Here is a 26,410-nt window from a genome sequence, read left to right as displayed (position 1 = left end):
CCTCAGATCACCGTCGCCCCGGCGGCCGGTGACCGGGCCACCCGGGTCTGGCGGCAGGTGCCCGACTTCAGCAGGGCGGCCGCCACGTCCGCCGCCGAGTCCGCGTCCTTGGCCAGGAAGGCCGTGGTCGGGCCCGAGCCGGAGACCAGTGCGGCCAGTGCGCCGGCGGCGGTGCCGGCGTCCAGGGTGGCGGTGAGGTCGGGGCGCAGGGAGAGCGCGGCGGGCTGGAGGTCGTTGGTGAGGGCGGCGGCGAGCGCGGTGGCGTCGCCGGACTCCAGGGCCGCGAGCAGTTCGGGGGCGGCCTCGGGGGCGGGCACGTCGGTCCCCGCGGTCAGGCGGTCGAACTCGCGGTAGACGGCCGGGGTGGACAGGCCGCCGTCGGCGACCGCGAAGACCCAATGGAAGGCGCCGCCGACGGGGAGCGGGGTCAGCAGCTCGCCGCGGCCCCGGCCCAGGGCCGCGCCGCCGACCAGACTGAAGGGCACGTCGCTGCCCAACTCGGCGCAGATGTCGAGGAGTTCGGCGCGGGAGGCGCCGGTGGACCAGAGGGCATCGCAGGCCAGCAGGGCGCCGGCGGCGTCCGCGCTGCCGCCGGCCATCCCGCCGGCGACGGGGATGTCCTTGACGATGTGGAGGTGGACGTTCGGCTCGATGCCGTGGCGGGCGGCGAGCAGTTCGGCGGCGCGGGCCGCCAGGTTCGTCCGGTCCAGCGGGATCTGGTCGACGTCGTGGCCCTCGGCGGTGATCCGCAGGGTGTCCGCCGGGGTGGCGGTGACCTCGTCGTAGAGGCCGACGGCGAGGAAGACGTTGGCCAGGTCGTGGAAGCCGTCCGGGCGGGCGGCGCCGACCGCGAGCTGGACGTTGACCTTCGCGGGTACGCGTACCGTCACCGGCGCCGTCACTCTCCCGCCTCCTTGTTCTCCGCGATACGGGCGAATTCCTCGACGGTCAGCGCCTCGCCGCGGGCCTGCGGGGAGACCCCGGCGGCGAGCAGCGCGGCCTCGGCCGCGGCGGCCGAGCCGGCCCACCCCGACAGCGCGGCCCGCAGCGTCTTGCGGCGCTGGGCGAAGGCCGCGTCGACGACGGCGAAGACCGCTTCGCGGGAAGCGGTGGTCTCGATCGGCTTGTCGCGGCGTACCAGGGAGACCAGGCCGGAGTCGACGTTGGGGGCGGGCCAGAAGACGTTGCGGCCGATGGCACCGGCCCGCTTGACCTCGGCGTACCAGTTGGCCTTGACGGAGGGCACGCCGTAGACCTTGTTGCCGGGGCGGGCGGCGAGGCGGTCGGCGACCTCGGCCTGGACCATGACCAGGGTGCGGTCGATGGTGGGGAAGGTCGCGAGCATGTGCAGCAGCACGGGGACCGCGACGTTGTAGGGGAGGTTGGCGACCAGCGCGGTGGGCGCGGGGCCGGGAAGCTCGGTGACGTGCATGGCGTCGCTGTGTACGAGCGCGAAGCGGTCGGCGCGGTCCGGCATCCGGGCGGCGACGGTGGACGGCAGCGCGGCGGCCAGCACCTCGTCGATCTCGACGGCGGTGACCCGGTCGGCGGCCTCCAGCAGCGCCAGCGTCAGCGAGCCCAGGCCGGGGCCGATCTCGACGACGACGTCGTCGGGCCGGACGTCGGCGGTCCGCACGATGCGGCGGACGGTGTTGGCGTCGATGACGAAGTTCTGGCCGCGCTGCTTGGTGGGGCGTACGCCCAGCGTGGCGGCCAGCTCACGGATGTCGGCGGGGCCCAGGAGGGGGCCGGAATCGTCGGTGGTGCTCTTGCTCATGCCAGGGCCTCGCTGCGCTCGTTCACCCGTGAAGCTTACGGCCGCACAGCGGCCACGGGCTCGCCCCCCGGCTGATGTAGAGCTTCTTGGCCCGGAAGGTCTGCTCCTGGGCCGGGGCGTCCTGGGGGCGGCCGCTGCCGCCGAGGGCGCGCCAGGTGCCGACGTCGAACTGGTAGAGCCCGCCGTAGGTGCCCGAGGCGTCGACGGCGTCCGGCCGGCCGCCCGCCTCGCACTGGGCCAGCGCGTCCCAGGCGAGGTGGTCGGCGCCGCTCACCGAGGCGGGCAGTTCCTTGGTGCCGATGTGCACGATCTGCGGGCGGGGGGCCCGCACGACCTCGGCGTGTGTCCGCTTCGGTTTCTGTTTGACTCCGTTGACGGTGCGCAGCCGGTAGGTGACCCGCCGGACCCCGGGCCGCCCCTGCCGGACGACGGCTTCGGTGCCGCGGGTCAGCGAGGCGTCGGCCCGCTTGACCGTGCGGAAGGCGATGGGCTCCTCGCGGACCTTCTTGGAGCCGGTGATGCGCAGGACGGAGACGGTCTGGCCCTCGCGCGGGAAGCTGTCCGGCGGCACCGAGGTGGTGTCCTGGTCGCGCAGTGCGAGTCCGGCCTCCGCCAGGGCCTCGCGGACGGTGGCGGCATTGGTGCGCACCCGGTGCTCGCGGCCGTCGGCGACGAAGACCACGGAGCGTTCGGTGCGGACGGCCAGCTCCATGCCGTGCCGCTCGATGCGCCGGGAGCGGGAGGCCGACAGATGGGCGCCCTCGGCGCGCACGCCGAGCTGGCGGAGCGCGCCGTCGACGGTGTCCTCGGTGGTCCACACCTGGTGGCGCTGTCCGTCGACGGTGAGGACGACGGGCCGACCGTGCCGGACGCGGATCTCGTCGCCGCTGGTCAGCTCGGTGCCGGGGGCGGGGGCGACGATGTCGTGGGCCCCGATGTCGAGCTGTTCGTCGGCCAGCAGGTCGTCGACGTCGTCGGCGAAGGTGTGCAGGGTGCGGGGCGCGCCGTCGACGCTGAGCCGGACCGCCTTGTCATGCGCGATGAAGGCGGTGGTGCCGCCGGCGAGGAAGGCCACGACCAGGGCCCGGGGCAGTACCCGGCGCAGCGCCTCGGGGGGTTCGGCGCGGCGCCTGCGACGGCCGCGCGCGGCGCGGTGGCTGCTTGGTGACTGACTCACGGCGCGCTCCACATGCCCGGATGCGGTTGACGGCCGGAATGTAGCGGAGAGTCGGTGACTCTCCAAAGTCGATCAGTTACGTGAAGTAGTTAATTCGGGGTACCCCGGATGGCCCTGCGCCGGGGCCGGCGGGCCGTCGGGAGCCGCGCGGCCCGCCCCGCTCCGGGCTCAGTAGCCGAAGGCGCGCGCGGTGTTCGCGGCGATCGCGGTGGCCAGTGCGTCCTCCGTCATCCCCTTGACCTCGGCCATCGCCCGCAGGGTGACCGGAATGAGGTACGGGGCGTTGGCCCGTCCGCGGTACGGCGCGGGGGTGAGGAAGGGGGCGTCGGTCTCGACGAGGACCAGCTCGGGCGGGGCGACGGCGAGCGCGTCCCGCAGCGGCCGGGCGTTTTTGAAGGTGACGTTGCCGGCGAAGGACATGAAGTAGCCGGCTTCGGCGCAGACCTCGGCCATCGCCGCGTCGCCGGAGTAGCAGTGGAAGACGGTGCGCTCGGGGGCGCCCTCCTCGTGCAGGATCCGCAGCACGTCGTCGTGGGCCTCGCGGTCGTGGATGACCAGGGCCTTGCCGTGCCGCTTGGCGATCTCGATGTGGGCGCGGAAGGAGCGCTCCTGGGCGGCCATGCCGTCGGGCCCGGTGCGGAAGTAGTCCAGGCCGGTCTCGCCGACGCCGCGGACCTGCGGCAGCCCGGCCAGCTCGTCGATCTCGGCGAGCGCGGCGTCCAGGGCGGCGTCCCCGCCTGCCTCGCGGGCGCCCTGCCGCGACCAGCCGTCGGGGTCGCCCAGGACGATGCGGGGGGCTTCGTTGGGGTGCAGTGCGACGGTGGCGTGCACGGCCTCGTGGGCCGCGGCGGTGTCCGCGGCCCACCGCGAACCGGCCAGGTCGCACCCCACCTGGACGACGGTGGTCACCCCGACGGAGGCGGCCTTGGCGAGGGCTTCCTCGACGGTTGGGTCCTGCATGTCCAGGTGGGTGTGGGAGTCCGCGACCGCCACCCGAAGGGGTTCGGGCAGCGGCGGCGGGGTGTTCTTGTCCTGCGGAGCCATGGCCGCGATCCTACGAGGGCCGCGGCCGGGGCCTCACCTGCGGTGGTGCTGGAAGGGGTGCAGCAGGTCGGAGAGGTGCCAGTGGTGCCGGCCGGTCTCCGGGGCGTCCTCGGCCGTGCTGCCGGTCCGCCCCTTGGGGACCGTCTTCTTCTTTCCGTTCTTCTCGCCGGCGGGCTGGCGCTGGTGCATGTTCGCGATCGCGTCGGAGACCATCGACACCTGGCCGGAGCGCATGATGCGTACGACGTTGGTTCCGCAATTCAGGCAGGTGGGGCGGGTCAATGGGGAGGGCACCCGCTCGCCGTCCGCGTAGTAGACGACGTGCTGTTCGCCCTTGCCGTCGATCTGGTGGACTATCTCGTACGCCTGCTCCCAGCCGTACCCGCACTTCATGCAGGCGAAAGAGTAGGCCTCGTGCGCTGCGGGCTCGGGCCTGGGGCCGGGGTGGACTCCGCTGGTAGGGGTACCAGGGGTCTTCACGATCTCGCTCATGCCGAAACCTCGCTTCGCTCGGCCTCGCACTCGCTCGGCGCGCACCTCTGGATGATTCGCTCTCTACGCTCGCTCATTGCGCTCCTCTTGTCCGCTGGACAAGGCGTCCGGGAACCGTTCGTCCCACCCCCAGTGGACGCCTTTCCCGGCCGAAAAGCATCGGATCGCAGACCCTATTGGCCCAGATTTGGCAGTAGGCATATAAAAGGTCCGAGCGCGCCGCCCTTCGCTTTACCTTTCAGGGCAGCCATTTACCTTCCGAAGGGTCGGTTCACCCCTCCGATGTGGGCGTTTTCATAGCGTTCTTCGCCGCGACCACCGCATCGAAGACCTCCCGCTTGGGCAGCCCGGCCTCCGCGGCGACCGCCGCGATGGCCTCCTTGCGCCGCTCCCCGGCCTCCTCGCGCACCCGTACCCGGCGCACCAGCTCCCCGGCGTCCAGCTCCTCGGGCCCGCTCTCGGGGGCGCCCTCCACGACGATGGTGATCTCACCGCGGACGCCCTCGGCGGCCCAGGCCGCCAGCTCGCCCAGCGGGCCGCGCTTGACCTCCTCGTAGGTCTTGGTCAGCTCGCGGCAGACCGCGGCGCGGCGCTCGGCGCCGAAGATCTCGGCCATCGCGGCGAGGGTGTCGTCCAGCCGGTGCGGCGCCTCGAAGTAGACCAGGGTGCGCCGCTCGCCCTCGACCTCGCGCAGCCGGGAGCGCCGCTCGCCGGCCTTGCGGGGCAGGAAGCCCTCGAAGCAGAAGCGGTCCACCGGCAGGCCGGAGACGGCCAGGGCGGTGAGCACCGCGCTGGGGCCCGGTACGGCGGTCACCTTGATGCCGCGTTCGACGGCCGCGGCGACCAGGCGGTAGCCGGGGTCGGAGACCGAGGGCATCCCGGCGTCGGTGACCAGCAGCACCCGTGCGCCGCCGGACAGCGCATCGGCCAGCTCGGGCGTCCTGGCCGCCTCGTTGCCCTCGAAGTACGACACGATCCGGCCGGCCGGCGTCACCTCCAGGGCCTGGGTCAGCCGGCGCAGCCGGCGGGTGTCCTCGGCGGCGATCACGTCGGCGGCGGCCAGCTCGGTGGCGAGCCGCGGCGGCGCGTCCGCGATCTCGCCGATGGGCGTCCCTGCAAGTACCAGCGTTCCAGTCACCCGCCCATCCTCCCAGGACACGGCGGACCGGTCGGCATCCCCGGGTGGCGCTCCGCACCGGTTCACAGGGCCCTTCCCTACGATGGGCCGGGTGACGAGTGACACCACCGCGACCGACGCCGCCGCGCACCGCGCCCCGGAGCCGGCCCAGGCGCCCCCCGTGTGGCAGCGGCGGCTGCGCCGCTTCGGGTATCCGGCCCGCCCGCAGGCCGACGTCCGGACCCGGCTGGTGCCCGGCTTCCCGGAGCCGAGCGGCCGGATGTGGGCGGTGTTCGGCGCGGGCCCGGCCACCGCGGCCAGGCTCACCCGCTGGGCGGGCTGGGCCGGTCCGCTGCTGGTGGCGCTGGTCGCGGGGCTGCTGCGGTTCTGGAACCTGGGCAGCCCGCGGAAGGTGATATTCGACGAGACGTACTACCCCAAGGACGCCTGGTCGCTGCTGCAGTACGGCTACGAGGGCACCTGGGCCAAGACCGCCAACGACGCACTGGTCGCCCATCCGCCGCACATCATGCTCTCGCCGGAGCACTCCTATGTCGTGCACCCGCCGATGGGCAAGTGGCTGATCGCGGTCGGCGAGTGGGCGTTCGGGATGAACCCGTTCGGCTGGCGGTTCACGGTGGCGCTGCTGGGCACCCTGTCGGTGCTGCTGATCTGCCGTATCGGGCGGCGGCTGATGCGGTCCACGGCGCTGGGCTGCCTGGCGGGCGCGCTGCTCGCGGTGGACGGGCTGCACTTCGTGATGAGCCGCACCGCCCTGCTGGATCTGATCGTGATGTTCTGGGTGGTGGCCGCGTTCGGCTGCCTGCTGGTGGACCGGGACCGCAGCCGGGGCCGGCTGGCGGCGGCGCTGCCGCTCGGGCCTGGGGGCACCTCCCGTTCGAGCGAAGCCGAGAACGGGGGAGGCGTGGCGCGCCCGGACGACGCCGTCGGGGACCGGCTGCGGCTGGGGTGGCGGCCCTGGCGGATCGCGGCGGGCCTGTGCCTGGGCCTGTCCGCCGCCACGAAGTGGAACGGTCTGTACTTCCTGGCGGCGTTCGCCCTGATGTCGGTGCTGTGGGACGTCGCGGCCCGGCGGACGGCCGGTGCCCGCCACCCGTTCCGTTCGGCGCTGCGCCGCGACGTCCTGCCCGCGTTCGGCTCGACGGTCGTGGTCGCCCTGGCCGCCTACCTCGCGTCCTGGTCGGGCTGGATCGCCACCAAGGGCGGCTACTACCGGGACTGGGCGACCTCCCCCGAGGGCCGGCTGGGCGGCTGGACCTGGCTGCCGGACTGGCTGCGCAGCCTGTGGCACTACCAGACCGAGGTCTACGCCTTCCACACCGGACTGACCACCCCGCACACCTACCAGTCCAACCCCTTCAGCTGGCTGGTCCTGGGCCGCCCGGTGTCGTACTTCTACGAGGACCCCAAGGCCGGCCAGGACGGCTGCACCGCGGCCGAGGGCTGCGCCCGCGAGGTGCTGGCGCTGGGCACCCCGCTGCTGTGGTGGGCGGCCTGCTTCGCGCTCCTCTATGTGCTCTACCGCTGGCTGTTCAAGCGGGACTGGCGGGCCGGCGCCATCGCCTGCGGCGTCGCGGCCGGCTATCTGCCCTGGTTCCTGTACCAGGAGCGGACGATCTTCCTCTTCTACGCGGTGGTGTTCGTCCCGTTCCTGTGCCTGGCGCTGGCGATGATGATCGGCGCGATCATCGGCCCGCCGGGTTCGACGGAGCGCCGCCGCACGATCGGCGCGGTGGGCGCCGGCGTCCTGGCGCTCCTGATCATCTGGAACTTCATCTACTTCTATCCGCTCTACACGGGGCTGCCGATCCCGAAGAGCGCCTGGCACCAGCGGATGTGGTTCGACAGCTGGGTCTGAGCAGGGGCCTCGCGGGGGCCGGTGAGGGCCCCGGGAAGAGTTCGACAATTCTGTAACAGCCCTACAACAGCGCGTCACCGGACCGTGCCCGGATCGAGACTCGGCGATTTCCCCGTGTCCCTTAGAGTGCGATGCACGTTCTTGTGTGCGTATTCAAGGACGAGACTCCTGGGAGGGGATCGGTGGCATGCGCCGTGAGGTGAAGTACGGGCTGATCGGCGGATCGGTGGCCCTGGTGGCGGGCGTCGTGGGCGGCCTGACGCTGTTCGGCGGTTCGGACGGCGACTCCCCGCAGGAGGTCAGGTCGGCGGACGCCAAGCCGGGCGACTCCGGGCCCAAGGTTCCGACCGGTCCGCTGTCGGCCAAGGAGGTGCAGACGGCAGGGCAGGAGTTCCTGACCGCCTGGCAGTCCGGCGACGCGGCGAAGGCGGCCGGGCTGACGGACAGCCCCAAGGAGGCCCAGAGCGCGCTCGCGGCCTTCAGCAAGCAGGCGAAGTTCTCGAAGGTGACGGTGACTCCGGGCACCCCGGCGGGTGACAAGGTCCCGTACACCGTCGCCGCGCAGATCGACTACAACGGCACCAAGGCGTCGTACTCGTACCGCACGTCGGCGACCGTCGAGCGGGACAAGGCCACGGGTGAGCCGCGGATCGTCTGGCGGCCGACGGTGCTGCACCCGGACCTGGCCAAGGGCGACGAGCTGCGGACGGGCGAGGCCGAGGCGCCCCCCATCAAGGCCGTGGACCGCAACGGCAAGGAGCTGACCCCCAAGGCGCATCCGACGCTGGCCGGGGTGCTGGACAGCCTGCGCGACAAGTACGGCGACAAGACCGGCGGCAAGCCCGGCGTGGAGCTGTTCATCCACCGCGCCAAGAGCGCCGAGCCGGCCGAGCAGCAGCCCGAGAAGACGCTGAAGGTGCTCTCCAAGGGCACCCCCGGCACCCTCAAGACCACCCTGGACGCCACGCTGCAGTCGGCGGCCGAGCGGGCGGTCAAGGGCAAGAAGTCCGCGGCCGCCGCGGCCGTCAAGCCCAGCACCGGCGAGATCCTGGCGATCGCCAACGCCCCCGAGAAGGGCTTCAACCTCGCCACCCAGGGGTCGCTGGCCCCCGGCTCCACGATGAAGATCGTGACCTCGGCGCTGCTGATCGACAAGGGCATGACCGCGCCGGGCAAGTCGCACCCGTGCCCCAAGTACGTCACCGTCGGCGGCTGGAAGTTCCAGAACCTCGACAAGTCCGAGATCAAGTCCGGCACCTTCGCGCAGAGCTTCGCGGCGTCCTGCAACAACGCCTTCATCTCGCAGGCGGAGAAGCTCAAGGACGACGACCTGACGAAGGAGGCCCGGGACGTCTTCGGCATCGGCCTGAACTGGCAGACCGGCATCCCGACCTTCGACGGCGCGGTGCCGGTGCAGCAGGACGCGCAGATGGCGGCCTCGCTGATCGGCCAGGGTGGGGTGCGGATGAACCCGCTCAACGTCGCCACGCTCGCCGCGACGGTCCGCGCCGGCTCCTTCCACCAGCCGTACATCGTCGCGCCGTCGCTGGACAACCGGACGCTCGCCAAGGCCGCCCGGACGATGAAGCCGGGCACCGCCTCGGCCCTGAAGTCGCTGATGAAGCTGACCGCGACGTCCGGTACGGCCGCCGAGGCGATGTCCGGCGTCGGCGGTGACATCGGCGCCAAGACCGGCTCCGCCGAGGTCGACGGCCAGAAGAAGCCCAACGCGTGGTTCACCGCCTACCGCGACGACCTCGCCGCGGCGGCCGTCGTCCCGGCCAGCGGCCACGGCGGCAGCAACGCGGGCCCGGTGGTCCGCGCCATCCTCACCGCGAACTGAGCGGCGGCGGGGGGCCATCGGGTCCCCCGCCTCGTCCCATCGGCTGGAATCTCCTTCGCATGGCCCGTACACCTTTCGCTAGCGTGCGGGCCATGACCGTTTCCGCGTCCCCCGCACCGCAGACCACCGACGCGCGCGAGCTCTCCGAGTGACCCCGCTCGTCGTCGCGGCCGTCCTGCTGGCCGCCGTCACCCACGCCAGTTGGAACGCCATCGCGCACGGCATACGCGACCAGTTGCTGGCCTTCACCCTGGTCGGCGGCGGCGGTGCGCTCTGCGGCGCCGCGCTGGCCGGCTTCACCCCGCTGCCCGCCGCCGGCGCCTGGCCCTTCCTGCTGGCCTCCGCCGTGCTGCACGTCGTCTACCAGGCGCTGCTCATGCGGTCGTTCCAGCTGGGCGACTTCGGGCAGATGTACCCCATCGCCCGCGGCACCGCCCCCATGGTCGTCACCGTCCTCGCGGCCGTCTTCGTCCACGAGATCCCCGACGTCTGGGCGCTGGCCGGTGTGGCGCTCGCCTCCGCGGGGCTGGTCGGCGTGGCCCTGTGGGGCATCCGCGGCTCGGGCGCCCGGCCCCACTGGCCCGCCCTGGTCGCCGCCCTCGCCACCGGCCTGTCCATCGCCGCCTACACCACCGTCGACGGCCTGGGCGTACGCGCCTCCGGCACCCCCCTGGGCTACATCGCCTGGCTGATGATCCTCGAAGGGCTCGCCATCCCCGCCTACGCGCTCGCCACCCGCCGCCGGCGGCTCCTGGCCGAGCTGCGCCCCATCGCCCTGCGGGGCCTGGCCGGCGGCGTGCTGTCGGTCTTCGCCTACGGCCTGGTGCTGTGGGCCCAGACCCGCGCCGCGCTGGCCCCCATCGCCGCCCTGCGCGAGTCCTCCATCATCGTCGGTGCGGCCATCGGCGCCCTCTTCTTCAAGGAGCGGTTCGGCCTGCCGCGGATCGCGGCGGCCGGGCTGATGGTTGTCGGGATCGGCCTGATGCTCCACTGAGGCTGGGGCCGCTTCCCACGTTGCCGGTTTGGGCTCGTAGCCCCGCTTCCCACGTTGCCGGCTGATCCGCCGTGTCTGTTTCTGTGCGTTGTTTCCCGCCTTCGGCGGGAGCGGAGGGGTTGTGGGGTGGGGCCCCGGGGTGAGTGGTGGGTGCCGGTGGCGGGGGCTCCGGGGTGTGTTGTCGGACTGCTGCGCTTTACGTCCGACAACACACCCCTCCGCCCCCACCACCTCCCGTCCGCGAACGGGACCCCACCCCGGGGGAGGAGACGAAAAGAAAAGACCAGAAGCTCGGCCGCGTCACGATGCGGCCGAGCTTGTGGTCTTTGACACTTCCCCTCACCGGGGCGGGGGCGCTCCACCGGGCGGGAGGGGGCGGGCCGGAGGGGCCTGTTGTGTGGACGTAAAGCGCAGCAGTCCACACAACAGGCCCCGGAGGACCGCCCCCGGCACCCCCACCGACACAGCGCCCCCGACCCACAACCCACCCCGCTCCCGCCGAAGGCGGGAAAAAACTCACAGAAACAGACACGGCGGGCCACCCGGCAACGTGGGAAACGGGGCTACGAGCCCAAAACCGCCCGCATCAGCGCCTGCGCACGGGGGTCTGCGGTCACATTGCGCTGCATGCCGTTGGTGACGTAGCCGAAGGCGATACCGCTTTCGGGATCCGCGCAGGCCAGCGCGCCGCCGCGCCCGGGGTGTCCGAACGATCCGGGCGCCAGCAGCGGCGAGGCCGGGCCGTGCAGCATGAAGCCGAGGCCGAAGCGGGTGTTGACCAGCAGGGTGCGGTCGAGACCGGCGGACTCCTCGGTGCGGGCGAGGGTGAGGGTGGCCGGGGCGAAGAGGCGCGGCTGGTCGTCGACGGCGCCGATCAGCGCGGCGTAGCAGCGGGCCAGCGAGCGGGCGGTGGCGATGCCCGCGGAGGCGGGCAGCTCGCCGGCACGGTAGGCGGGGTCGTTCTCGTCGGGGCCCGGCGAAATGGCGCCGAAGGCGCGGCTGGTGAGGGAGGAGGGGTCGGCGTAGGCGTCGGCCACCGAACGCTTCGGCCGGGCCCGCAGGCCCGACCCGGCAGGCGGCGCCGGCGGCTCGACGGCCGCGAGGCGGCCCACCCTCTCCTGTGCTCCTTGCGGAAGCCCGATCCACAGGTCGAGGCCGAGCGGCCCGGATATCTCCTCGGCGATCCAGCCGCCGATGGTGCGTCCGGTGACCCGCAGCACCAGCTCGCCGATCAGCCAGCTGTAGGTCTGCGCGTGGTAGCCGTGGTCCGTGCCGGGCTCCCAGGCGGGTGCCTGGGCGGCGACCGCGGCCGGGCCGCTGACGCCGTCGACGGCCTGGGCGGGAGTGAGCGGGGTGTCCAGGACGGGCAGCCCGGCGCGGTGCGACAGCAGGTGCCGGACCAGGACCCGTTCCTTGCCGGCGGCCTTGAACTCGGGCCAGTACGTGCCGACCGGCGCGTCGAGGTCGAGCTGTCCGCGCTGGTGCAGCAGCAGCGGGACGATCGCGGCGATGCCCTTGGTCGCGGACCGGATCACCTGGGCGGTGCCGGCCTCCCACGGCGCGGCTCCCGGCGCGGCGCCGTCGGCGTCCCCGTCCTTCGTGCCGGCCCACAGGTCGACGACCTTCCGCCCGTGCCGGTAGACGGCGACCGCCGCCCCCCGCTCTCCGCGCTGCGCGAAGTTGGCCACGAAGGCGTCCCGGACCGGCTCGAAGCCGTCCTCTACCGTGCCCTGGACGTCCACCACTGATTCCCGCTTCCCACTCATCCGTCGCTTTCGTGACCCATCAATGGTGCAACGCGCGGATCAGTGCTGATGACCAGGGCCGCGGCCCGTGGCGTTCCTCACACGGCTGCGCGGGGGCCGGGCGGCGCCCCGGGTCACCGGGGGACGGTGACCGACCGGGGGTCGAAGCCGAAGGGCAGCTCCAGGCGGTGGCCGCGCATCAGTTCCTCGTCGCAGAGCAGGTCCTGGGTGCCGCCGTCGGCGACCAGCACGCCCCCGGAGAGCACGACCGAGCGCGGGCACAGCTCCAGCGCGTAGGGCAGGTCGTGGGTGACCATCAGCACGGTGACGTCCAACGACCGCAGGATGTCGGCGAGTTCGCGGCGGGAGGCCGGGTCGAGGTTGGAGGAGGGCTCGTCCAGGACGAGGATCTCGGGGCGCATGGCCAGGACGGTGGCGACCGCGACCCGACGGCGCTGGCCGAAGGAGAGGTGGTGCGGCGGTCGGTCGGCGAAGCCCTCCATGCCGACCCGGGTGAGCGCCTCGGTGACCCGTTCCCGGAGTTCGTCGCCGCGCAGCCCCGCCGCGGCCGGGCCGAAGGCGACGTCCTCGCGGACGGTGGGCATGAACAGCTGGTCGTCGGGGTCCTGGAAGACGATGCCGACCCGGCGGCGGATCTCGGCGAGGTTCTCTCTGGCGACCGGGAGCCCGGCCACCGCGACGCTGCCGGCGCCCGCTTCGAGGATGCCGTTGAGGTGCAGTACGAGGGTGGTCTTGCCGGCGCCGTTGGGGCCGAGGAGGGCGACCCGTTCGCCGCGGCCGACGGTCAGGTCGACGCCGAAGAGCGCCTGGTGGCCGTCGGGGTAGGCGTAGGCGAGCCCGGAGACGGCGAGGGAGGGGGCGGGCGTGGCGGTGCTCAAAGGGTCCATCCCAGGAGGCAGACGGCGAGGGCGGCGAGCGGGAGCGCGGCCGCGCGGATCCATTGTGTGCGGGTGGCGGTGGTGGCGTCGACGACGGGCATGGTGCCGGTGTAGCCGCGGCTGACCATGGCGAGGTGGACCCGCTCACCGCGCTCGTAGGAGCGGATGAACAGCGCGCCGGCGGACTTGGCGAGCACGCCCCAGTGGCGTACGCCGCGGGCTTCGAAGCCGCGCGAGAGCCGGGCGATCCGCATCCGCCGCATCTCGTCGGTGATCACATCGCCGTAGCGGATCATGAAGGACGCGATCTGGACGAGCAGCGGCGGCATCTTCAGCCGCTGCAGACCGAGCAGGACTTCGCGCAGCTCGGTGGTGGCGGCGAGCAGCACGGACGCGGCGACGCCCAGAGTGCCCTTGGCGAGGATGTTCCAGGCGCCCCAGAGCCCGGAGCGGCTCAGCTCCAGTCCGAGGAAGTGGACCTGCGGCCCCTCGGCGACGAACGGCATCAGCAGGGCGAAGGCGACGAACGGCACCTCGATCAGCAGCCGTTTGAGGAGGAAGGCGGCCGGGATCCGCGCCGCCGCGGCGGCGGCCGCGATCAGCAGGGCGTAGAGCCCGAACGCCCAGATGGCCGCGCGCGGGGTGGCGACGACGGTCAGCACGAAGCAGAACACCGCGGCGAGCTTGCAGTGCGCGGGCAGGGCGTGCACCGGCGAGTGCCCGTGCCGGTAGAGCTTGTGGGCGTGGCCGGCTCCCATGTCAGACGTTCTCCGTCTGCCGGGCGGCCGGCCGGGCGGCGGTGCCCTTGCGGCGGCGCAGGACCACGAACACCCCGGTGCCCACCGCCAGCGTCGCGCCCACCCCGATGACACCGGCCAGGCCGCCGGACAGCCGCGGGTCGGCGATGTCCTTGACGCTGTAGTCGGCGAGCGGCGAGTCCTTGGCGGCGTGGTCCTTGGCCTTGGCGTCGATGCCCTGGTCGTGGGCGACCTTCTCCAGGCCGTCGGGGCTGGCGGAGGCGTAGTAGCTGACGCCACCGGCGCACACCAGGGCGGCGGCGATCCCGGACAGCCAGACGGTGCGGGTCGAACGGCGCGGGGCGGCAGGAGCCGTGGGGGCGGGTGCGGCGTCGTCGGCGGGTGCGGCCGTGGCCGCCGCCGCCGGCTCGGCGGCGCCCGGGGACGACAGCGGCGAGGTCCGCAGCTCCAGCGGCTTGGTCAGCCCGCGCGCGCCGTAGACGAGATCGGGCCGTACCGCGATGACGGCCCCGACCGTCAGCGCGGTGATCACGGCCTCGCCGATCCCGATCAGTACGTGGACGCCGACCATGGCGGTGAAGACCTTGCCGATCGACACGTCCGCGGTCCCGCCGAGCGCGTAGAGGGCGGTGAAGGCGACCGCGGCGGCCGGCACCGAGACCAGCGCCGAGACGAACGAGGCGACGGTGATCGAGCGCCGCCGCCGGGGCAGCACCTTCACCAGACCCCGGAACAGGGCGTAGGCGACCACGGTCGTCACGATCGCCATGTCGGTGATGTTGACACCCAGCGCGGTCAGCCCGCCGTCGGCGAACAGCACCCCCTGCATCAGCAGCACGACCGAGACGCAGAGCACGCCGGTGCAGGGGCCGACGAGTATCGCGGCCAGCGCCCCGCCCAGCAGATGCCCGCTCGTACCGGCCGCGACCGGGAAATTCAGCATCTGCACGGCGAAGATGAACGCCGCCACCAGCCCGGCCAGCGGCGCCGTGCGCTCCGCGGCCGCGGCGCCGCCCTGCCCGGCCCCCGCCAGCTCCCGGCGGGCACCGCGCAGACTGACCGCGACCGCGGCCGCGGCGACCGCGCCGGCCGCCACCGACACCGGCGCGTTGATGAATCCATCGGGTACGTGCATCTGGGGCTCTCCGCTTCGGGCTCTGCTCTGCAAACCAGCCAGGGGTGGTGCAACCGGCCAATCGTCGTCGCTACTGCAACCAATTCGCAAGAGCGCCCATCATGCGGATGCGCGCCCCCACGAGAGACCCGTCTCCGCCTGCGGGTCTCCGCGTGGCGGTGGCCCCTGGAGCGCCGCCCACCGCGCGCTCGCGGGCCGGGCCGCCCCTGTCCGAGACCCTGCTGCCCGAGTTGCCACCCTTATCCCCGGCCGAAACCATGGATGGGTGAGCGATACACCCGAGGCCGTCGGGCCGCGAACGGAGTCGAAGGGCAGGCCGCGTGGCCGGCTGCGCCGCATGCCGACCACGCCCGACGCACCGCCCGGCGCACCCCCCGGCTCGTATCTGCGCTTCCCCCATCTGCACGGCGACCTGCTCTGCTTCGCCGCCGAGGACGACCTGTGGGTCGCCCCGATCGCCCCGGACGGGCAGGAACCCGGCCGCGCCTGGCGGCTGACCGTCGACCGCACCCGCGTCGGCCACCCCCGCTTCTCCCCCGACGGGCGGCAGATCGCCTTCACCACCTGGCGCAGCCTCGACCCCGAGGTGCACCTCGCGGCGGTCGACGGCGGTCCGGCGCGCCGGCTGACGTACTGGGGCAGCACGGACGCCCGGGTGTGCGGGTGGACGCCGGACGGGCACGTCCTGGCGGTGTCCTCGCACGGGCAGCCGTTCTCGTACTACTCCTGGGCGTACAAGCTGCCGACCGACGGGGGGCCGGGCGGGAAGCTGCCCTGGGGCCCGGTCTCCGACATCGCGGTCGCCGATGTCGCCGGGGAGCACAAGACGCTGCTGCTCAGCGGCACCCCGCCGCACGAACCCGCCTCCTGGAAGCGCTACCGGGGCGGCGCGATGGGCCGGATGTGGCTGCACGGCGTCCGGCTGCTGCCGGATCTGTACGGGCATCTGGACTCGGTGATGTTCGTCGGGGAGCGGATCGCGTTCCTCTCCGACCACGAGGGCGTCGCCAACGTGTACTCGTGTCTGCCGGACGGCACCGACCTGCGTCGGCACACCGATCACGCCGACTTCTACGCCCGGCACGCCTCGACCGACGGCGAGCGGATCGTCTACCAGTGCGCGGGCGACCTCTGGCTGGTCGAGGACCTGAGCCCGAACGCCGTTCCGCGCAAGCTGGCGGTGCGCCTGGGCGGCCCGCGGGCCGGTCGCCGCAGCTACCAGGTCCCGGCCGCCTCGCACGTCACCTCGCTCGCGGTGGACACCACCGGGCGGGCCAGCGCGGTCGGCGTCCGCGGCAGCCTGTACTGGCTCACCCACCGCGACGGCCCGGCTCGGACCATCCACGACACCCCGGGCGTCCGCGTCCGGCTGCCCGAGATGCTCGGCTCCAGCGGCCGGATCGCCTACGTCACCGACGCCGAGGGCGAGGACGCCGTGGAGATCACCAATCTGCCGCGGGCCAGCGCGCCGGGCGAACCGCGCCGGCTGGCGGCCGGGCAACTGGGCCGGGTCCACGAGATGACCGCCTCACCGGACGGCGAGCGGCTGGCGGTGGCCGCGCACGACGGCCGGCTGCTGCTGGTGGACGTGACCCGGCCGGAGGAGGGGTCGACCGAGGAGGACCGGTCCGAGGAGGACGAGGCGGCCGGCCCCGGCGGCGTCACCGAACTGATCCGCTCCACCAACGGGCCGGTCCGCGACCTGGCCTTCTCCCCCGACTCCCGCTGGCTGACCTGGTCGCATCCGGGCATCGGCCGTTCGCTGCGGCAGATCAAGATGGCCCGGCTGTCCGACCGGCACATCGTGGACGTCACCAACGGCCGCTTCGAGGACGAGCAGCCGGTGTTCACCCGCGACGGCCGCTATCTGGCGTTTCTGTCCTGGCGCGGCTTCGACCCGGTCTACGACGTGCACACCGGGGACCTGTCCTTCCCGCTGGGCTGCCGGCCCTACCTCGTACCGCTGTCGTCGGCGACCCCCTCCCCCTTCGCGCTGTCGCCGGAGGGGCGGCCCGCGGCGGGCGGTCTGGACCCGGACGAGATTCCGCCGCCGAACGGCGAGGGGGCCGTGCTGGTGGAGGTGGAGGGGCTGGCGAACCGGGTCACGCCGTTCCCGGTGGCCGCCTCCAAGTACTCCTCCCTGGAACCGGTCAGCGGCGGCGGCCTGGTCTGGCTGCGCTGGCCGATCTCCGGCGCGCTGGGCGAGACCTTCGCCAACCCCGACAACACCTCCGGCAAGCCCACCCTCGAACACTTCGACCTGCCCAAGGCGCGGCGCACCGAACTCACCAGCTCCCTGGACGGTTTCGCGCTCAGCGGCGACGGCTCCCGGCTGGTCGTCAACGATGACGGCGAACTGCGCGCGGTGCCGGCCACCGAGCCGGCGGACGGCGATTCGACGGTCTACCTGGACCTGCGGCGCATCCTGCACGACGTCGATCCCGAGACGGAGTGGCGCCAGGCGTTCGACGAGGCGGGCCGGATCATCCGGGCGTACTTCTGGGAGCCGCGGATGTGCGGTATCGACTGGGACGCGGTGCTCGCGCAGTACCGGCCGCTGGTCGAACGGGTCGCCTCCCCCGACGAGTTCGCCGATCTGCTGCGCGAGGTGCTGGGCGAACTGGGCACCTCCCATGCGTATGTCACCGGCGCCCGGCGCAACGAGGGGCCGCCGCACTACCAGCGCGCGATGGGGCTGCTCGGCGCCAACTTCACCTGCCGGGACGGCCGTTGGATCGTCCAGCGGATCCTGCCCGGCGAGTCGTCGGACTCCAAGGCCCGCTCCCCGCTGGCCGGTACGGGCATCCGCGACGGGGCGGCGCTCACCCACGTCGACGGCCGGCCGGTGGACCCGGCCGCAGGGCCGTATCCGCTGCTGGCCGCGGCCGGCGGCACCACCGTCGAGCTGACGTTCTCCCCGGCCGAGGGCAACGGCCACGCCCGCCGGGTCGCGGTGGTCCCGCTGGTCGACGAGCGGCCGCTGCGCTACCAGGACTGGGTGGCCAAACGCCGCGCCGTCGTGCGGGAGTTGAGCGGCGGCAAGTGCGGCTATCTGCACATCCCCGACATGGGCGGCTCCGGCTGGGCGCAGTTCAACCGCGATCTGCGGATGGAGGTCTCCCGGCCCGCGCTGATCGTGGACGTACGGGGCAACGCCGGCGGCAACATCTCCGAGCTGGTGATCGAGAAGCTGACCCGCACCATCATGGGCTGGGACCTGACCCGCGACGCCGAGCCGGTCTCCTACACCGGCAACGCGCCGCGCGGCCCGGTCGTCGCGGTCGCCGACGAGATGACCTCGTCCGACGGCGACATGATCACCGCGGCCTTCAAGCTCCAGGGCATCGGACCGGTGGTCGGCATGCGCACCTGGGGCGGGGTGGTCGGCATGACCGGTCGGCACCGGCTCGCCGACGGGACGACGATCACCGTGCCGATGAACGCGGCGTGGTTCCGGCTCTACGGCTGGGGCGTGGAGAACCACGGCGTGGAGGTGGACATCGAGGCGCTGCGCTCCCCGCTGCACTGGGCCGAGGGCAAGCACCCGACGCTGGGGGTGGCGGTGCGTACGGCGCTGGAGCTGCTGGAGCGGCATCCGGCGGCGACGCCTCCGGACCTGTCGGACGTCCCGGACCGGCGGCGGCCGGCACTGCCGCCGCGGAGCGGGGGCGCGACGGGAACGGCGGGAGCGGCAGGGGCCTGAGGCGGCGGCGGGGGCCTGAGCGGGCCGGTTCGTGTGCGTCCCGGGGCCGTCACGTCCGTCGGCCGACGCGGGCGCCGTGGGGGACCAACACGCCGATGGGGCGCACCCGGTCGACCGGGTGCGCCCCTCACGCCTGGCGCGTACGTCGCCGCGCGTGGTCTTCAGGACGTGGCGTCAGCTCTGGTAGCGACCCTCGGCGTCGTCCAGCGCGTCCTGAGCGGTCCGGCGGCCCTGCTGGCCGCGGTCACGCTGCGGGTCGCGCTCCTGGCCGCCCTGGCGCCGGCCGCGCTCCTGCTCCTCGCGCTTGCCGCGCTCCGGGCCGTTGGCGCGAGCGCCGCTCGCCGCCTGGTTCGCCTGGTCCCGGAGCTCGTTGGCCTTGTCCTGGAACTGGTCCTTGATGCCCATACTGTTCACTCCTAGTGGGGTGTAGGGGGGTTTGGGCCCCGAAACAGCGTGACACGCCCGGACATTGCTCGCATTTCGATCACGAACGGCTACCCTCCGTGACCCGCACGGCAACCGGACAGGACCGCTCCAGGAGGCGAACTCGCAGGTCAGCGCGGTTTCTCGGCGGCGCGGGCCATTTCGTCGGCCTCGCCGCCCGCACCGACCAGCCCGATCCGCATCCCGTCCAACCGGTCCCCGAACCTGCGGATCTCGCGCTGGCCCACGGACCCGATGACGGCCGGCAGGTACCCGCGCAGCGACTGCATCCCGCGCAGCCACCACTGCCCGTAGACATGCGCGGAGCGGCGCTCGATGCCCGCGACGATCCGGTCGACGGCGGGGCCCAGCGGATAGGTCTTGTTCGACGGCCAGGGCAGCCGGGAGCGCAACTCGCGCATGGTGTCGTCCTGGTCGGCGCCGCGCACCATGTCGGTGTCGGTCCAGCTCAGATAGCCGACGCCGACCCGTACGCCCTTGTGGCCGACCTCGGCCCGCAGGCAGTGCGCGAACGCCTCGACACCCGACTTGGACGCGCAGTACGCGCTCAGCATCGGGGCCGGGGTGATCGCCGCGAGCGAGGCGATCTGCAGGAAGTAGCCGCGGGACTCCATCAGGACGGGCAGGAAGGCCCGGCCGGTGACCGCGCTGCCTATCAGGTTGACCTCGACCACCCGCTTCCAGGAGACCGGGTCGGAGTCGACGAACGGGCCGCCGGTCGCCACACCGGCGTTGGCGACGACCGCATCGACCTTCCCGAAGCGGTCCTTGACCCCGGCCGCGACCCGGGCCATGGCCTCGTGGTCGGTGACATCGGCGTGCCAGTGGTGGGCCGGACCGTGCAACGAGGCCGCGACCTCGCGCAGTTCGTCCGGCTCCAGGCCGACCAGCGCCAGCGTCGCACCGCGCGCCGACAGCTTGCGGGCCAGCAGCGCGCCGACCCCGCGCGCCGCGCCCGTGACCACCACGACCTGGCCGTCCAGCTTTGCGCTCGTCCTCATGCCGTCCGCTCCTTCTTCTGCCGCTGCTTGCCGCGGGGGGACTGGGCGGGGACCTCCGGGCCGGCCGCCGCTTCTCCGGCACCGGTGCCGGCCGTCTTCAGGTGGTCGTCGACGAGTGCGCGCAGCCGGCCGGCGACCGCGCCCGGGTCCTCGATGGGTGTCATGTGCCCCCGCCCCGGCAGCTCGGTCAGCCCCAGGAAGTCGGGGAGCACGGAGGCCATCCGGCGGGCGTGCACCGGCGGGGTGAGCCGGTCGGCGGTGCCCGCGAGGACCGCCGTCGGCACCGCCAGCCGGCCGATCTCCCCGGTCAGTTCGAGTTCGGCCAGCACCTTGCCCCAGCGGGCCCGGACGCCCGGCGGGCAGCCGTGCACGATGCGCGCACACGCCTCGACCTGCTCGGCGGTGGAGCCGGCGCCCATCGTCGCGTACTTCAGCGCGCTCTTGGTGAGCGGCGACACGGGGCCCAACGGCGCGCGGGAGCCCAGCAGCAGGCGGTGCGCGCGGCGCCGTCCGGCCGGGCCGCGCAGCGGGAACACCAGTGATTCCGCGGGGAGTTGGGAGAATCCGGTGCTGCACAGCAGCGCGGCGGCGGCCCGCGCGCGCAGCTCCGGCCGGTCGGCGGCGGCCATGATCGTCATGCCGCCCATGGAGTGGCCGCCCACCACGGCCCGCTCGTCCGCCTCCAGGGTCGCCTCCAGTACGGCGACGAGGTCGTCGGCGAGCGCACGGGTGCTGTAGCCGGCGGGCGCCACGGCCGGGCTGCGGCCGTGCCCGCGCTGGTCGTAGACGACGACCTTGTGATCGGCGGCCAGCTCGCGGACGACCGGGGCCCAGAAGGCGGTCGAGCAGGTCCAGCCGTGCGCCAGCACGACGGCCGGGGCCTGCTCGGGCCCGTGGAACTCGGCGTGGATGCGGGAGCCGTCGGCGGAGGTGACGGTCGTGGTCCGGCGCGGCACCGGCGGTGCGTAGGGACCGCTCGTGACGTGCCCGGGGCGGCGGCTCATGCGGCCACCTCCGCACGCGCTCCGGCGGACCGTCCGGCCGCGTCGGCCCCGGGCGGCCGCAGCACCTCGTACTCGGCGAGATCGACCTGCCGGGTCACCTTCTTGAACTCCGCGGTCGTCCCCGGCCAGGCGGTGGTGTTGCGCCCGTTGGCGTCCAGATACCAGCTGTCGCAGCCGCCGGTGTTCCACACCGTCCGCTCCATCCGCCGCTGGATGTGGCGCGTCCAGTCGTCCACGGCGGACTGCCTGGCGCTCAGCGCGATCTTGCCGCCGAGGATGTCCAGCTGGCGCATGAAGTCCACCATGTAGTTCAGCTGCGCCTCGATCATCAGGATCATCGAGCTGTTGCCGAGACCGGTGTTGGGCCCGATGATCGTCAGGAAGTTGGGGAAGCCGGCCGCGCTGGCTCCGCGCAGCGCCGCCATCCCGTCCTTCCACTCCTCCGCCAGCGTCGTCCCCTTGGCGCCGGTGACCCGGTGCGCGATCGGCATGTCCGTCACATGGAAACCGGTGCCGAAGACGATCGCATCGGCCTCGGCCTCGCTCCCGTCGGCCCCCACGAGGGTGCTGCCGCGCACCTCCTTCAGCCCGGACGCGACGAGATCCACATTCGGCCGGGCCAGCGCCGGGTAATAGGTGTTGGAGAGCAGGATCCGCTTGCACCCGATGCGGTAGTCCGGCGTCAGCGCGCCGCGCAGCACCGGATCCTTGATCGCCTTCTTCATATGGTTCCTGGCCAGGAACTCGATCATCCCCAGCTGGTCGGGGCGCTTGGTGAAGGCGCTGACCTGGAGTTCCCTGATGCCCCAGAGCAGTCCGCGGCGCGCCGCCCGGGTCGCCGGAAGCTTGGTGTGCAGCCATTTCTCGGCCGCGCTGATCCTGCGGTCGGCACGCGGCAGCACCCAGGGCGGGGTCCGTTGGAAGAGCGTGAGCCGCTCCACGTCCGGCTGGATGGCGGGCACGATCTGGATCGCCGACGCACCGGTGCCGATCATGGCCACGCGCTTTCCGCGCACGTCGTAGTCATGGTCCCAGCGCGCGGAGTGGAAGACCTTCCCCGGGAAGGAGTCCAGCCCCGGCACGTCGGGAAGCTTGGGGTCCGACAGCGGTCCGGTGGCCGACACCACCACGTCGGCGGTCAGCGGCCCGCCGGCCGTCTCCAGCTCCCAGTGCAGCTCGCTGTTGCTCCAGCGCAGGCTGCGCACCTCGGAGTCGAACCGGATGTGCGGGCGCAGCCCGAAGTTGTCCGTCACCTGCTCCAGGTACGCCCGGATGTGCGGCTGCCCGGAGAAGTTCCGGGGCCACCGGGGGTTGGGGGCGAAGGAGAAGGAGTACAGATGCGAGGGCACATCGCATGCGCACCCCGGATAGCTGTTGTCCCGCCAGGTGCCGCCCACCGAGCCGGCCCGTTCCAGGATCACGAAGTCGGTGATCCCCTGGCGTCGCAGCCGTACGGCCGCCCCCAGGCCACCGAATCCCGATCCGATCACCGCCACGCGCACATGCTCCCGCTCGCGCTCGGCCATCCGCCGCCTCCCGAGTTCGACGCTCTGCACCGCAAACCTACGACGCCGACAGCCGCAGGCCGCCCGATCGCGCCAGCAATCACTGGCACAGTTGGGCACAGAGGGGAGAGTAGGGCAGCCGCGTACCGAGCGGTAGGGGTCCGGCGCCAGGAAGTTACCGCCGGTTGCAGCACGCCCCGCCGTCACACCCCCGGCATAGGCTGACCCCGTGGCAGCGAACGAGAACCCCCAGGACGAGCGCCCGGCCCGCACCGCCCACACCCCCGCCGCGCGCGAATTCCGCATGGCCGAGCTGGCCGAGGAGGCCGGTATCACGGTCCGTACGCTGCGGTTCTACCGCGAGCGCAAGCTCATCCCGCCGCCGCGCCGCGACGGCCGGATCGCCTGGTACAACGAACACCACCTCGCCCGGCTGCGCACCATCAGCGCCCTGCTGGAGCGCGGCCACACCCTGGGCGGCATCGCCGAACTCCTCTCCGCCTTCGAGTCCGGGCGCGACGTCGGCGAGCTTCTGGGCCTCCAGACCCCGCTGCTGCCCCCGTGGTCCGAGGAGACCCCGGTCCGCCTCACCCCGGAGCAGCTCGCCGACCACTTCAGCCGGGACATCACCCCCGAGAACCTCACCACGTCCCTGGACATCGGCTATCTCGCCGTCGACGGCGACGAGTTCGTGCACATCAGCCGCCGCCTCCTGGACGCCTCCACCGAACTGGTCGACGAGGGGATCCCGCTGGCCGCCGTCCTGGAGGCCGGCCGCCGGGTGCGCGCGCACGCCGACGCCCTCGCCGACATCTTCACCACCCTCATCCGCACCCACCTCCTGGCCGGCGTCCTTCCGGAGCCCGGCGCGGACGGCCTGCCCGACTCCCGGGAGATCGACCGCATAGCCCAGACCGTCGACAAGCTCCGCCCGCTGTCCAAGGGCGTGGTGGAGGCCGAGCTGTCCATGGCCATGGACCGCCGGGTGCGCAGGGAGCTGGAGCAGTGGCTGCGGGAGCACACGGAGAAGGACGAGCCGGGCGCCTGACCTCGGGGCGCGCGCGGCCGCGGCTCAGCCGCGCGCCGGCCGGGGCCGGGTGAAGTGGTCCAGCAGCCGCCGCACGGCGAGGTCCTGGGCGGACCGCGACTCCTCCGAGGCGACGCGCTGCGCGGCGTACAGCCGCACCAGCTCCGAGCGCACGAAGTGCCCCTGGGCCTGCTCCTGGAGCAGATGGGCGTCGCACAGCTCGGCGAGATGGCGGCGGGTGCGCTCCAGGTCCTGCCCCGCCAGCGCCGCGGCGGCGTGCAGCTCCACGCTGGGGCCGGGGTGCAGACCAAGGACGCGGAAGAGTCGGGCGGCGCCGCTCGACAGGGCGCGGTAGCTGAGATAGAGATTGGCCTCCACGGCCAGATCGGCGTCGTCCGCGGACAGCTCCTGCAGACGCCGGCGCTCGTCGGCCAGCTTCCTCGTCCAGCACTCCAGCGGCCATTCGGGGTGGGCCATCAGCCGTGCCGCGGCGATCCGCAGCGCCAGCGGGAGCCGTTCGCACCACTCGACCAGCGCCCGGGCCGCCGCCGGGTCCGCCTCGATGCGCTGCCGTCCCAGCGCGTTGCCCAGCAGCTGCATGGCGTCACCAGGGGCGAGCGCCCCCACCGTGACCAGTGCGGCGCCGTCCCGGACCACCAGCCCGCTCAGCCGCCGCCGGCTGGTGACCACCGCCAGACAGCCCGGCGCCGAGGGCAGCAGGGGCCGCGTCTGCTCGGCCGTACCCGCGTTGTCCAGCAGTACGAGCATCCGCCGCCCGGCCAGCAGCGACCGGTACAGCGCCGCGCGCTCCGCCACGGACTCGGGGATCTTCGCCTCCGGGACCCCCAGCGACAGCAGAAACGACGACAGTACGGTGCCCGCCCGCATCGGGGGGCGCTCGAAGCCCCGCAGATCGGCGAAGAGCTGGCCGTCGGGGAATGCCGCCCGCAGCCGGTGCGCCCACTGCACCGCCAGCGTCGTCTTGCCGGCCCCGCCGGCGCCCGCCAACACCACGCAGTGCGGCCGCGGCACCCGCTCCAGATGCTGGTCCAGCACCGCCAGCTCCCGTTCCCGGCCGCAGAAGTCCGGGATGCCGGGCGGCAGTTGGGCCACCCGCGGCAGCGGAGCCGGCCCGTGGCCGACGGCGTACGGCGCGGCGGGCGGCGGCGCGGCCGACGGACGGGCAGGGCCCTGCGGCGCCGCGGCGCCGCTCCCGCCGAGCACCGCCAGGTAGGCATCGCTCAGCACCCGGCCGGGATCGATGCCCAGCTGGTCCTTCAGATGCCGGCGGGTCCGGTGGTAGTGGTCCAGCGCCTCCGCCTGCCGGCCGCTCGCCTGCAGGGCGCGCATCAGCAGCGCGGTCAGCTCCTCGTGCAGGGGGTGCTCCGCTATCCACGCGGTCAGCTCGGTGACCACCTCGCCGTACCGGCCCAGCAGCACCAGCTGCGCGCCCAGCTCGTGCAGCGCGGCCACCCGCGCCTGGGCCAGGCCCGCCCCCACGGTCTGGCGCACCCGGTCGCCGGGCACATCCGCCAGCGCCTCGCCCCGCCACAGCCCGAGGGCCCGGCGCAGCATCGCGACCGCGGCCTGCGGCTCGGCCTCCCGCGCGGCGGACACCAGGCTCTGGAAGCGGTGGACGTCCACCGTGCACGGATCGGCGAGCAGCACATAGCCCTGCCCCCGGGTGGCGAGTTCGGCATGGCCGGCCAGCAGCTGCCGCAGCCGGTGCACGTGGTTGTGGACCACACCGCGCGCACTGGCCGGCGGGTCCTCGTCCCACGCCAGATCGATCAGCCTGCTCAGCGTGACCACCTGGTTGACCTCGCTGATCAGTACCGCGGTCACGGTACGGATCCGCCCCGACCCCAAGGCCAGCGGCCGACCGTCGTCGGTCTCGCACTCCACCGGCCCCAGCAGCTTCAACTGAACCATCGTGCCCTCAAGTTCATGACGCCGAACGGGCGCCTGCAGTCCGCCCCCTGTCTGCAAGGACCACCGGAAGGAAGGTCGGGTTCCGCTTCACCGCTCCCCTCTCACTATGTGGACATACTCCCCGAGTTGACAAAAATTCAACGCAAGTCCCGATCGGGCGCAACCGCCCCATGAGCCCCACGTGAGCCGATCATGAGCGGCCCCGCCGAGCATTACTGCCGTACCGGTCGTGGCGGCCCACCCCTTCCCGCCGCTCCGGCCGACTCTCCGTTCCCCACGGTCCGGAGAGGTCGCACACCCCCCACTCATGGAGGAGAACCATGTCCACTACGGGCATCGTGAAGAAGAGCCTGGCAGCGGTGGCCCTGTGCGCCGCGCTCACCGCGACGGGCGCCGCCTTCCCGGCGACCGCCATGGCCGCACCGGCGGCCGCCGCGGCGCCGGCGGGCGACTCGCCGGTCGACGTCGGCGCCAACGCCAACCTCAACTTCAACGTCGACGTGCTCGGCATAGCCAACAAGATCGAGTCGTCGATCAAGACCGCCCAGAACCGCGAGGGCTTCGTCAAGAACCTGATGGAGTCGGCGTTCTACGCCAGCAACGGCCAGTACAACGTCATGGTCCACAACCTCAGCCAGCCCTACGAGGAGCACGTCAACGGCGTCAAGGCGTACGGCTCCGCCACCTACGACGGCGTCGTCTACGGCATCTGGGTCTTCGAGGACGGCGAGTTCACCAACCAGGGCGACGGCGGCTACATCAACTGGGCCTTCAAGGGCTGGTTCGACCGCCCGAACAACGGCGGCTACGTCAAGTTCACCCGCCCCTGACCGTCCTCCCCCATCGGCCACCACCACGGCCGCACCGACGGCCCGCCCCACCCGGGCGGGCCGTCCCCCAAGCGGGGCGCCCTCGTACTCCCCCGGAGGGCGCC

The 26,410-nt window shown here is 73.1% G+C and carries 21 protein-coding genes; 6 read left to right on the top strand and 15 right to left on the bottom strand.

Features of this window, described 5'->3' with window-relative positions:
• Positions 1 to 2: 2 nt before the first annotated feature.
• The 6 genes from ACZ4NB_RS07265 to rsmI form a co-directional block, all read right to left on the bottom strand.
• Positions 3 to 902: a 4-(cytidine 5'-diphospho)-2-C-methyl-D-erythritol kinase gene (locus tag ACZ4NB_RS07265; protein ID WP_467658978.1), complete on the bottom strand. Its 900-nt coding sequence runs from the start codon at positions 900 to 902 to the stop codon at positions 3 to 5.
• On the bottom strand, positions 899 to 1,777 hold the full coding sequence (gene rsmA, locus ACZ4NB_RS07260) for a 16S rRNA (adenine(1518)-N(6)/adenine(1519)-N(6))-dimethyltransferase RsmA (protein ID WP_467658976.1): 879 nt from the start codon (positions 1,775 to 1,777) through the stop codon (positions 899 to 901). Before rsmA ends, ACZ4NB_RS07265 begins: the two co-directional genes overlap by 4 nt.
• A gap of 22 nt (positions 1,778 to 1,799) precedes the next feature.
• Positions 1,800 to 2,954, bottom strand: a complete 1,155-nt coding sequence (locus ACZ4NB_RS07255) for a ubiquitin-like domain-containing protein (protein WP_467658974.1) — start codon at positions 2,952 to 2,954, stop codon at positions 1,800 to 1,802.
• Between the two features lie 168 nt (positions 2,955 to 3,122).
• Positions 3,123 to 3,998 (bottom strand): TatD family hydrolase, encoded by an 876-nt coding sequence (locus ACZ4NB_RS07250; RefSeq protein ID WP_467658972.1) that lies wholly within the window; start codon positions 3,996 to 3,998, stop codon positions 3,123 to 3,125.
• 33 nt (positions 3,999 to 4,031) lie between these two features.
• Positions 4,032 to 4,490 (bottom strand): hypothetical protein, encoded by a 459-nt coding sequence (locus ACZ4NB_RS07245; protein WP_467658970.1) that lies wholly within the window; start codon positions 4,488 to 4,490, stop codon positions 4,032 to 4,034.
• Between the two features lie 271 nt (positions 4,491 to 4,761).
• Positions 4,762 to 5,628: a 16S rRNA (cytidine(1402)-2'-O)-methyltransferase gene (gene rsmI / locus ACZ4NB_RS07240; protein ID WP_467658968.1), complete on the bottom strand. Its 867-nt coding sequence runs from the start codon at positions 5,626 to 5,628 to the stop codon at positions 4,762 to 4,764.
• 82 nt (positions 5,629 to 5,710) lie between these two features.
• On the opposite strand from rsmI, the gene ACZ4NB_RS07235 reads away from it, so the two are divergent.
• The 3 genes from ACZ4NB_RS07235 (at position 5,711) to ACZ4NB_RS07225 (ending at position 10,323) form a co-directional block, all read left to right on the top strand.
• On the top strand, positions 5,711 to 7,486 hold the full coding sequence (locus ACZ4NB_RS07235; RefSeq protein WP_467658966.1) for a dolichyl-phosphate-mannose--protein mannosyltransferase: 1,776 nt from the start codon (positions 5,711 to 5,713) through the stop codon (positions 7,484 to 7,486).
• A gap of 187 nt (positions 7,487 to 7,673) precedes the next feature.
• Positions 7,674 to 9,329, top strand: coding sequence for a penicillin-binding transpeptidase domain-containing protein (locus tag ACZ4NB_RS07230; RefSeq protein ID WP_467658964.1), 1,656 nt, complete (start codon positions 7,674 to 7,676; stop codon positions 9,327 to 9,329).
• Positions 9,330 to 9,477: 148 nt separating this feature from the next.
• Positions 9,478 to 10,323: an EamA family transporter gene (locus tag ACZ4NB_RS07225; RefSeq protein ID WP_467658962.1), complete on the top strand. Its 846-nt coding sequence runs from the start codon at positions 9,478 to 9,480 to the stop codon at positions 10,321 to 10,323.
• 563 nt (positions 10,324 to 10,886) lie between these two features.
• On the opposite strand, the gene ACZ4NB_RS07220 is transcribed toward ACZ4NB_RS07225, so the two are convergent.
• From ACZ4NB_RS07220 to ACZ4NB_RS07205, 4 genes are all read right to left on the bottom strand, one after another.
• A complete protein-coding gene (locus ACZ4NB_RS07220) occupies positions 10,887 to 12,089 on the bottom strand; it encodes a serine hydrolase domain-containing protein (protein WP_467658960.1) in 1,203 nt (400 codons plus the stop codon).
• 113 nt (positions 12,090 to 12,202) lie between these two features.
• Positions 12,203 to 12,976 (bottom strand): energy-coupling factor ABC transporter ATP-binding protein, encoded by a 774-nt coding sequence (locus ACZ4NB_RS07215; protein WP_467658959.1) that lies wholly within the window; start codon positions 12,974 to 12,976, stop codon positions 12,203 to 12,205.
• Positions 12,964 to 13,725, bottom strand: coding sequence for a cobalt ECF transporter T component CbiQ (gene cbiQ / locus ACZ4NB_RS07210; RefSeq protein WP_467658958.1), 762 nt, complete (start codon positions 13,723 to 13,725; stop codon positions 12,964 to 12,966). Before cbiQ ends, ACZ4NB_RS07215 begins: the two co-directional genes overlap by 13 nt.
• Before the next feature lies 1 nt (position 13,726).
• Positions 13,727 to 14,860, bottom strand: a complete 1,134-nt coding sequence (locus ACZ4NB_RS07205) for an energy-coupling factor ABC transporter permease (protein ID WP_467658956.1) — start codon at positions 14,858 to 14,860, stop codon at positions 13,727 to 13,729.
• Positions 14,861 to 15,197: 337 nt separating this feature from the next.
• On the opposite strand from ACZ4NB_RS07205, the gene ACZ4NB_RS07200 reads away from it, so the two are divergent.
• On the top strand, positions 15,198 to 18,563 hold the full coding sequence (locus ACZ4NB_RS07200) for a S41 family peptidase (RefSeq protein WP_467659186.1): 3,366 nt from the start codon (positions 15,198 to 15,200) through the stop codon (positions 18,561 to 18,563).
• A gap of 174 nt (positions 18,564 to 18,737) precedes the next feature.
• Here ACZ4NB_RS07200 and ACZ4NB_RS07195 read toward each other — a convergent pair whose 3' ends face one another.
• The 4 genes from ACZ4NB_RS07195 to ACZ4NB_RS07180 form a co-directional block, all read right to left on the bottom strand.
• A complete protein-coding gene (locus ACZ4NB_RS07195) occupies positions 18,738 to 18,968 on the bottom strand; it encodes a hypothetical protein (RefSeq protein ID WP_467658955.1) in 231 nt (76 codons plus the stop codon).
• A gap of 149 nt (positions 18,969 to 19,117) precedes the next feature.
• Entirely contained in the window at positions 19,118 to 20,008 is an 891-nt protein-coding gene (locus ACZ4NB_RS07190) for an SDR family oxidoreductase (RefSeq protein WP_467658953.1), read from the bottom strand.
• A complete protein-coding gene (locus tag ACZ4NB_RS07185; protein ID WP_467658952.1) occupies positions 20,005 to 21,012 on the bottom strand; it encodes an alpha/beta fold hydrolase in 1,008 nt (335 codons plus the stop codon). The genes ACZ4NB_RS07190 and ACZ4NB_RS07185 overlap by 4 nt, the downstream gene beginning before the upstream one ends.
• A complete protein-coding gene (locus ACZ4NB_RS07180) occupies positions 21,009 to 22,538 on the bottom strand; it encodes a flavin-containing monooxygenase (protein WP_467658951.1) in 1,530 nt (509 codons plus the stop codon). Before ACZ4NB_RS07180 ends, ACZ4NB_RS07185 begins: the two co-directional genes overlap by 4 nt.
• A gap of 283 nt (positions 22,539 to 22,821) precedes the next feature.
• Here ACZ4NB_RS07180 and ACZ4NB_RS07175 point away from each other — a divergent pair, with 283 nt between their 5' ends.
• Entirely contained in the window at positions 22,822 to 23,565 is a 744-nt protein-coding gene (locus tag ACZ4NB_RS07175) for a MerR family transcriptional regulator (protein ID WP_467659184.1), read from the top strand.
• A gap of 24 nt (positions 23,566 to 23,589) precedes the next feature.
• On the opposite strand, the gene ACZ4NB_RS07170 is transcribed toward ACZ4NB_RS07175, so the two are convergent.
• The gene (locus ACZ4NB_RS07170; protein ID WP_467658950.1) at positions 23,590 to 25,476 is read right to left on the bottom strand and encodes an AfsR/SARP family transcriptional regulator; all 1,887 of its coding nucleotides are present in this window, start codon (positions 25,474 to 25,476) and stop codon (positions 23,590 to 23,592) included.
• A gap of 320 nt (positions 25,477 to 25,796) precedes the next feature.
• Here ACZ4NB_RS07170 and ACZ4NB_RS07165 point away from each other — a divergent pair, with 320 nt between their 5' ends.
• Entirely contained in the window at positions 25,797 to 26,306 is a 510-nt protein-coding gene (locus tag ACZ4NB_RS07165; protein WP_467658948.1) for a stress protein, read from the top strand.
• Positions 26,307 to 26,410: the final 104 nt, after the last annotated feature.

The sequence above is a fragment of the Streptomyces sp. NPDC026575 genome, assembly GCF_055567415.1.
This window is presented reverse-complemented; position numbering and strand designations above follow the sequence as displayed.

Bases quoted from the DNA above. Each gene is read 5' to 3' on its own strand.
- rsmA (WP_467658976.1), bottom strand. From the start codon at position 1,777: ATGAGCAAGAGCACCACCGACGATTCCGGCCCCCTCCTGGGCCCCGCC.
- ACZ4NB_RS07250 (WP_467658972.1), bottom strand. From the start codon at position 3,998: ATGGCTCCGCAGGACAAGAACACCCCGCCGCCGCTGCCCGAACCCCTT.
- ACZ4NB_RS07245 (WP_467658970.1), bottom strand. From the start codon at position 4,490: ATGAGCGAGATCGTGAAGACCCCTGGTACCCCTACCAGCGGAGTCCAC.
- ACZ4NB_RS07235 (WP_467658966.1), top strand. From the start codon at position 5,711: ATGGGCCGGGTGACGAGTGACACCACCGCGACCGACGCCGCCGCGCAC.
- ACZ4NB_RS07230 (WP_467658964.1), top strand. From the start codon at position 7,674: ATGCGCCGTGAGGTGAAGTACGGGCTGATCGGCGGATCGGTGGCCCTG.
- ACZ4NB_RS07220 (WP_467658960.1), bottom strand. From the start codon at position 12,089: ATGAGTGGGAAGCGGGAATCAGTGGTGGACGTCCAGGGCACGGTAGAG.
- ACZ4NB_RS07215 (WP_467658959.1), bottom strand. From the start codon at position 12,976: ATGGACCCTTTGAGCACCGCCACGCCCGCCCCCTCCCTCGCCGTCTCC.
- cbiQ (WP_467658958.1), bottom strand. From the start codon at position 13,725: ATGGGAGCCGGCCACGCCCACAAGCTCTACCGGCACGGGCACTCGCCG.
- ACZ4NB_RS07205 (WP_467658956.1), bottom strand. From the start codon at position 14,860: ATGCACGTACCCGATGGATTCATCAACGCGCCGGTGTCGGTGGCGGCC.
- ACZ4NB_RS07200 (WP_467659186.1), top strand. From the start codon at position 15,198: ATGCCGACCACGCCCGACGCACCGCCCGGCGCACCCCCCGGCTCGTAT.
- ACZ4NB_RS07195 (WP_467658955.1), bottom strand. From the start codon at position 18,968: ATGGGCATCAAGGACCAGTTCCAGGACAAGGCCAACGAGCTCCGGGAC.
- ACZ4NB_RS07190 (WP_467658953.1), bottom strand. From the start codon at position 20,008: ATGAGGACGAGCGCAAAGCTGGACGGCCAGGTCGTGGTGGTCACGGGC.
- ACZ4NB_RS07185 (WP_467658952.1), bottom strand. From the start codon at position 21,012: ATGAGCCGCCGCCCCGGGCACGTCACGAGCGGTCCCTACGCACCGCCG.
- ACZ4NB_RS07180 (WP_467658951.1), bottom strand. From the start codon at position 22,538: ATGGCCGAGCGCGAGCGGGAGCATGTGCGCGTGGCGGTGATCGGATCG.
- ACZ4NB_RS07175 (WP_467659184.1), top strand. From the start codon at position 22,822: ATGGCCGAGCTGGCCGAGGAGGCCGGTATCACGGTCCGTACGCTGCGG.
- ACZ4NB_RS07170 (WP_467658950.1), bottom strand. From the start codon at position 25,476: ATGGTTCAGTTGAAGCTGCTGGGGCCGGTGGAGTGCGAGACCGACGAC.
- ACZ4NB_RS07165 (WP_467658948.1), top strand. From the start codon at position 25,797: ATGTCCACTACGGGCATCGTGAAGAAGAGCCTGGCAGCGGTGGCCCTG.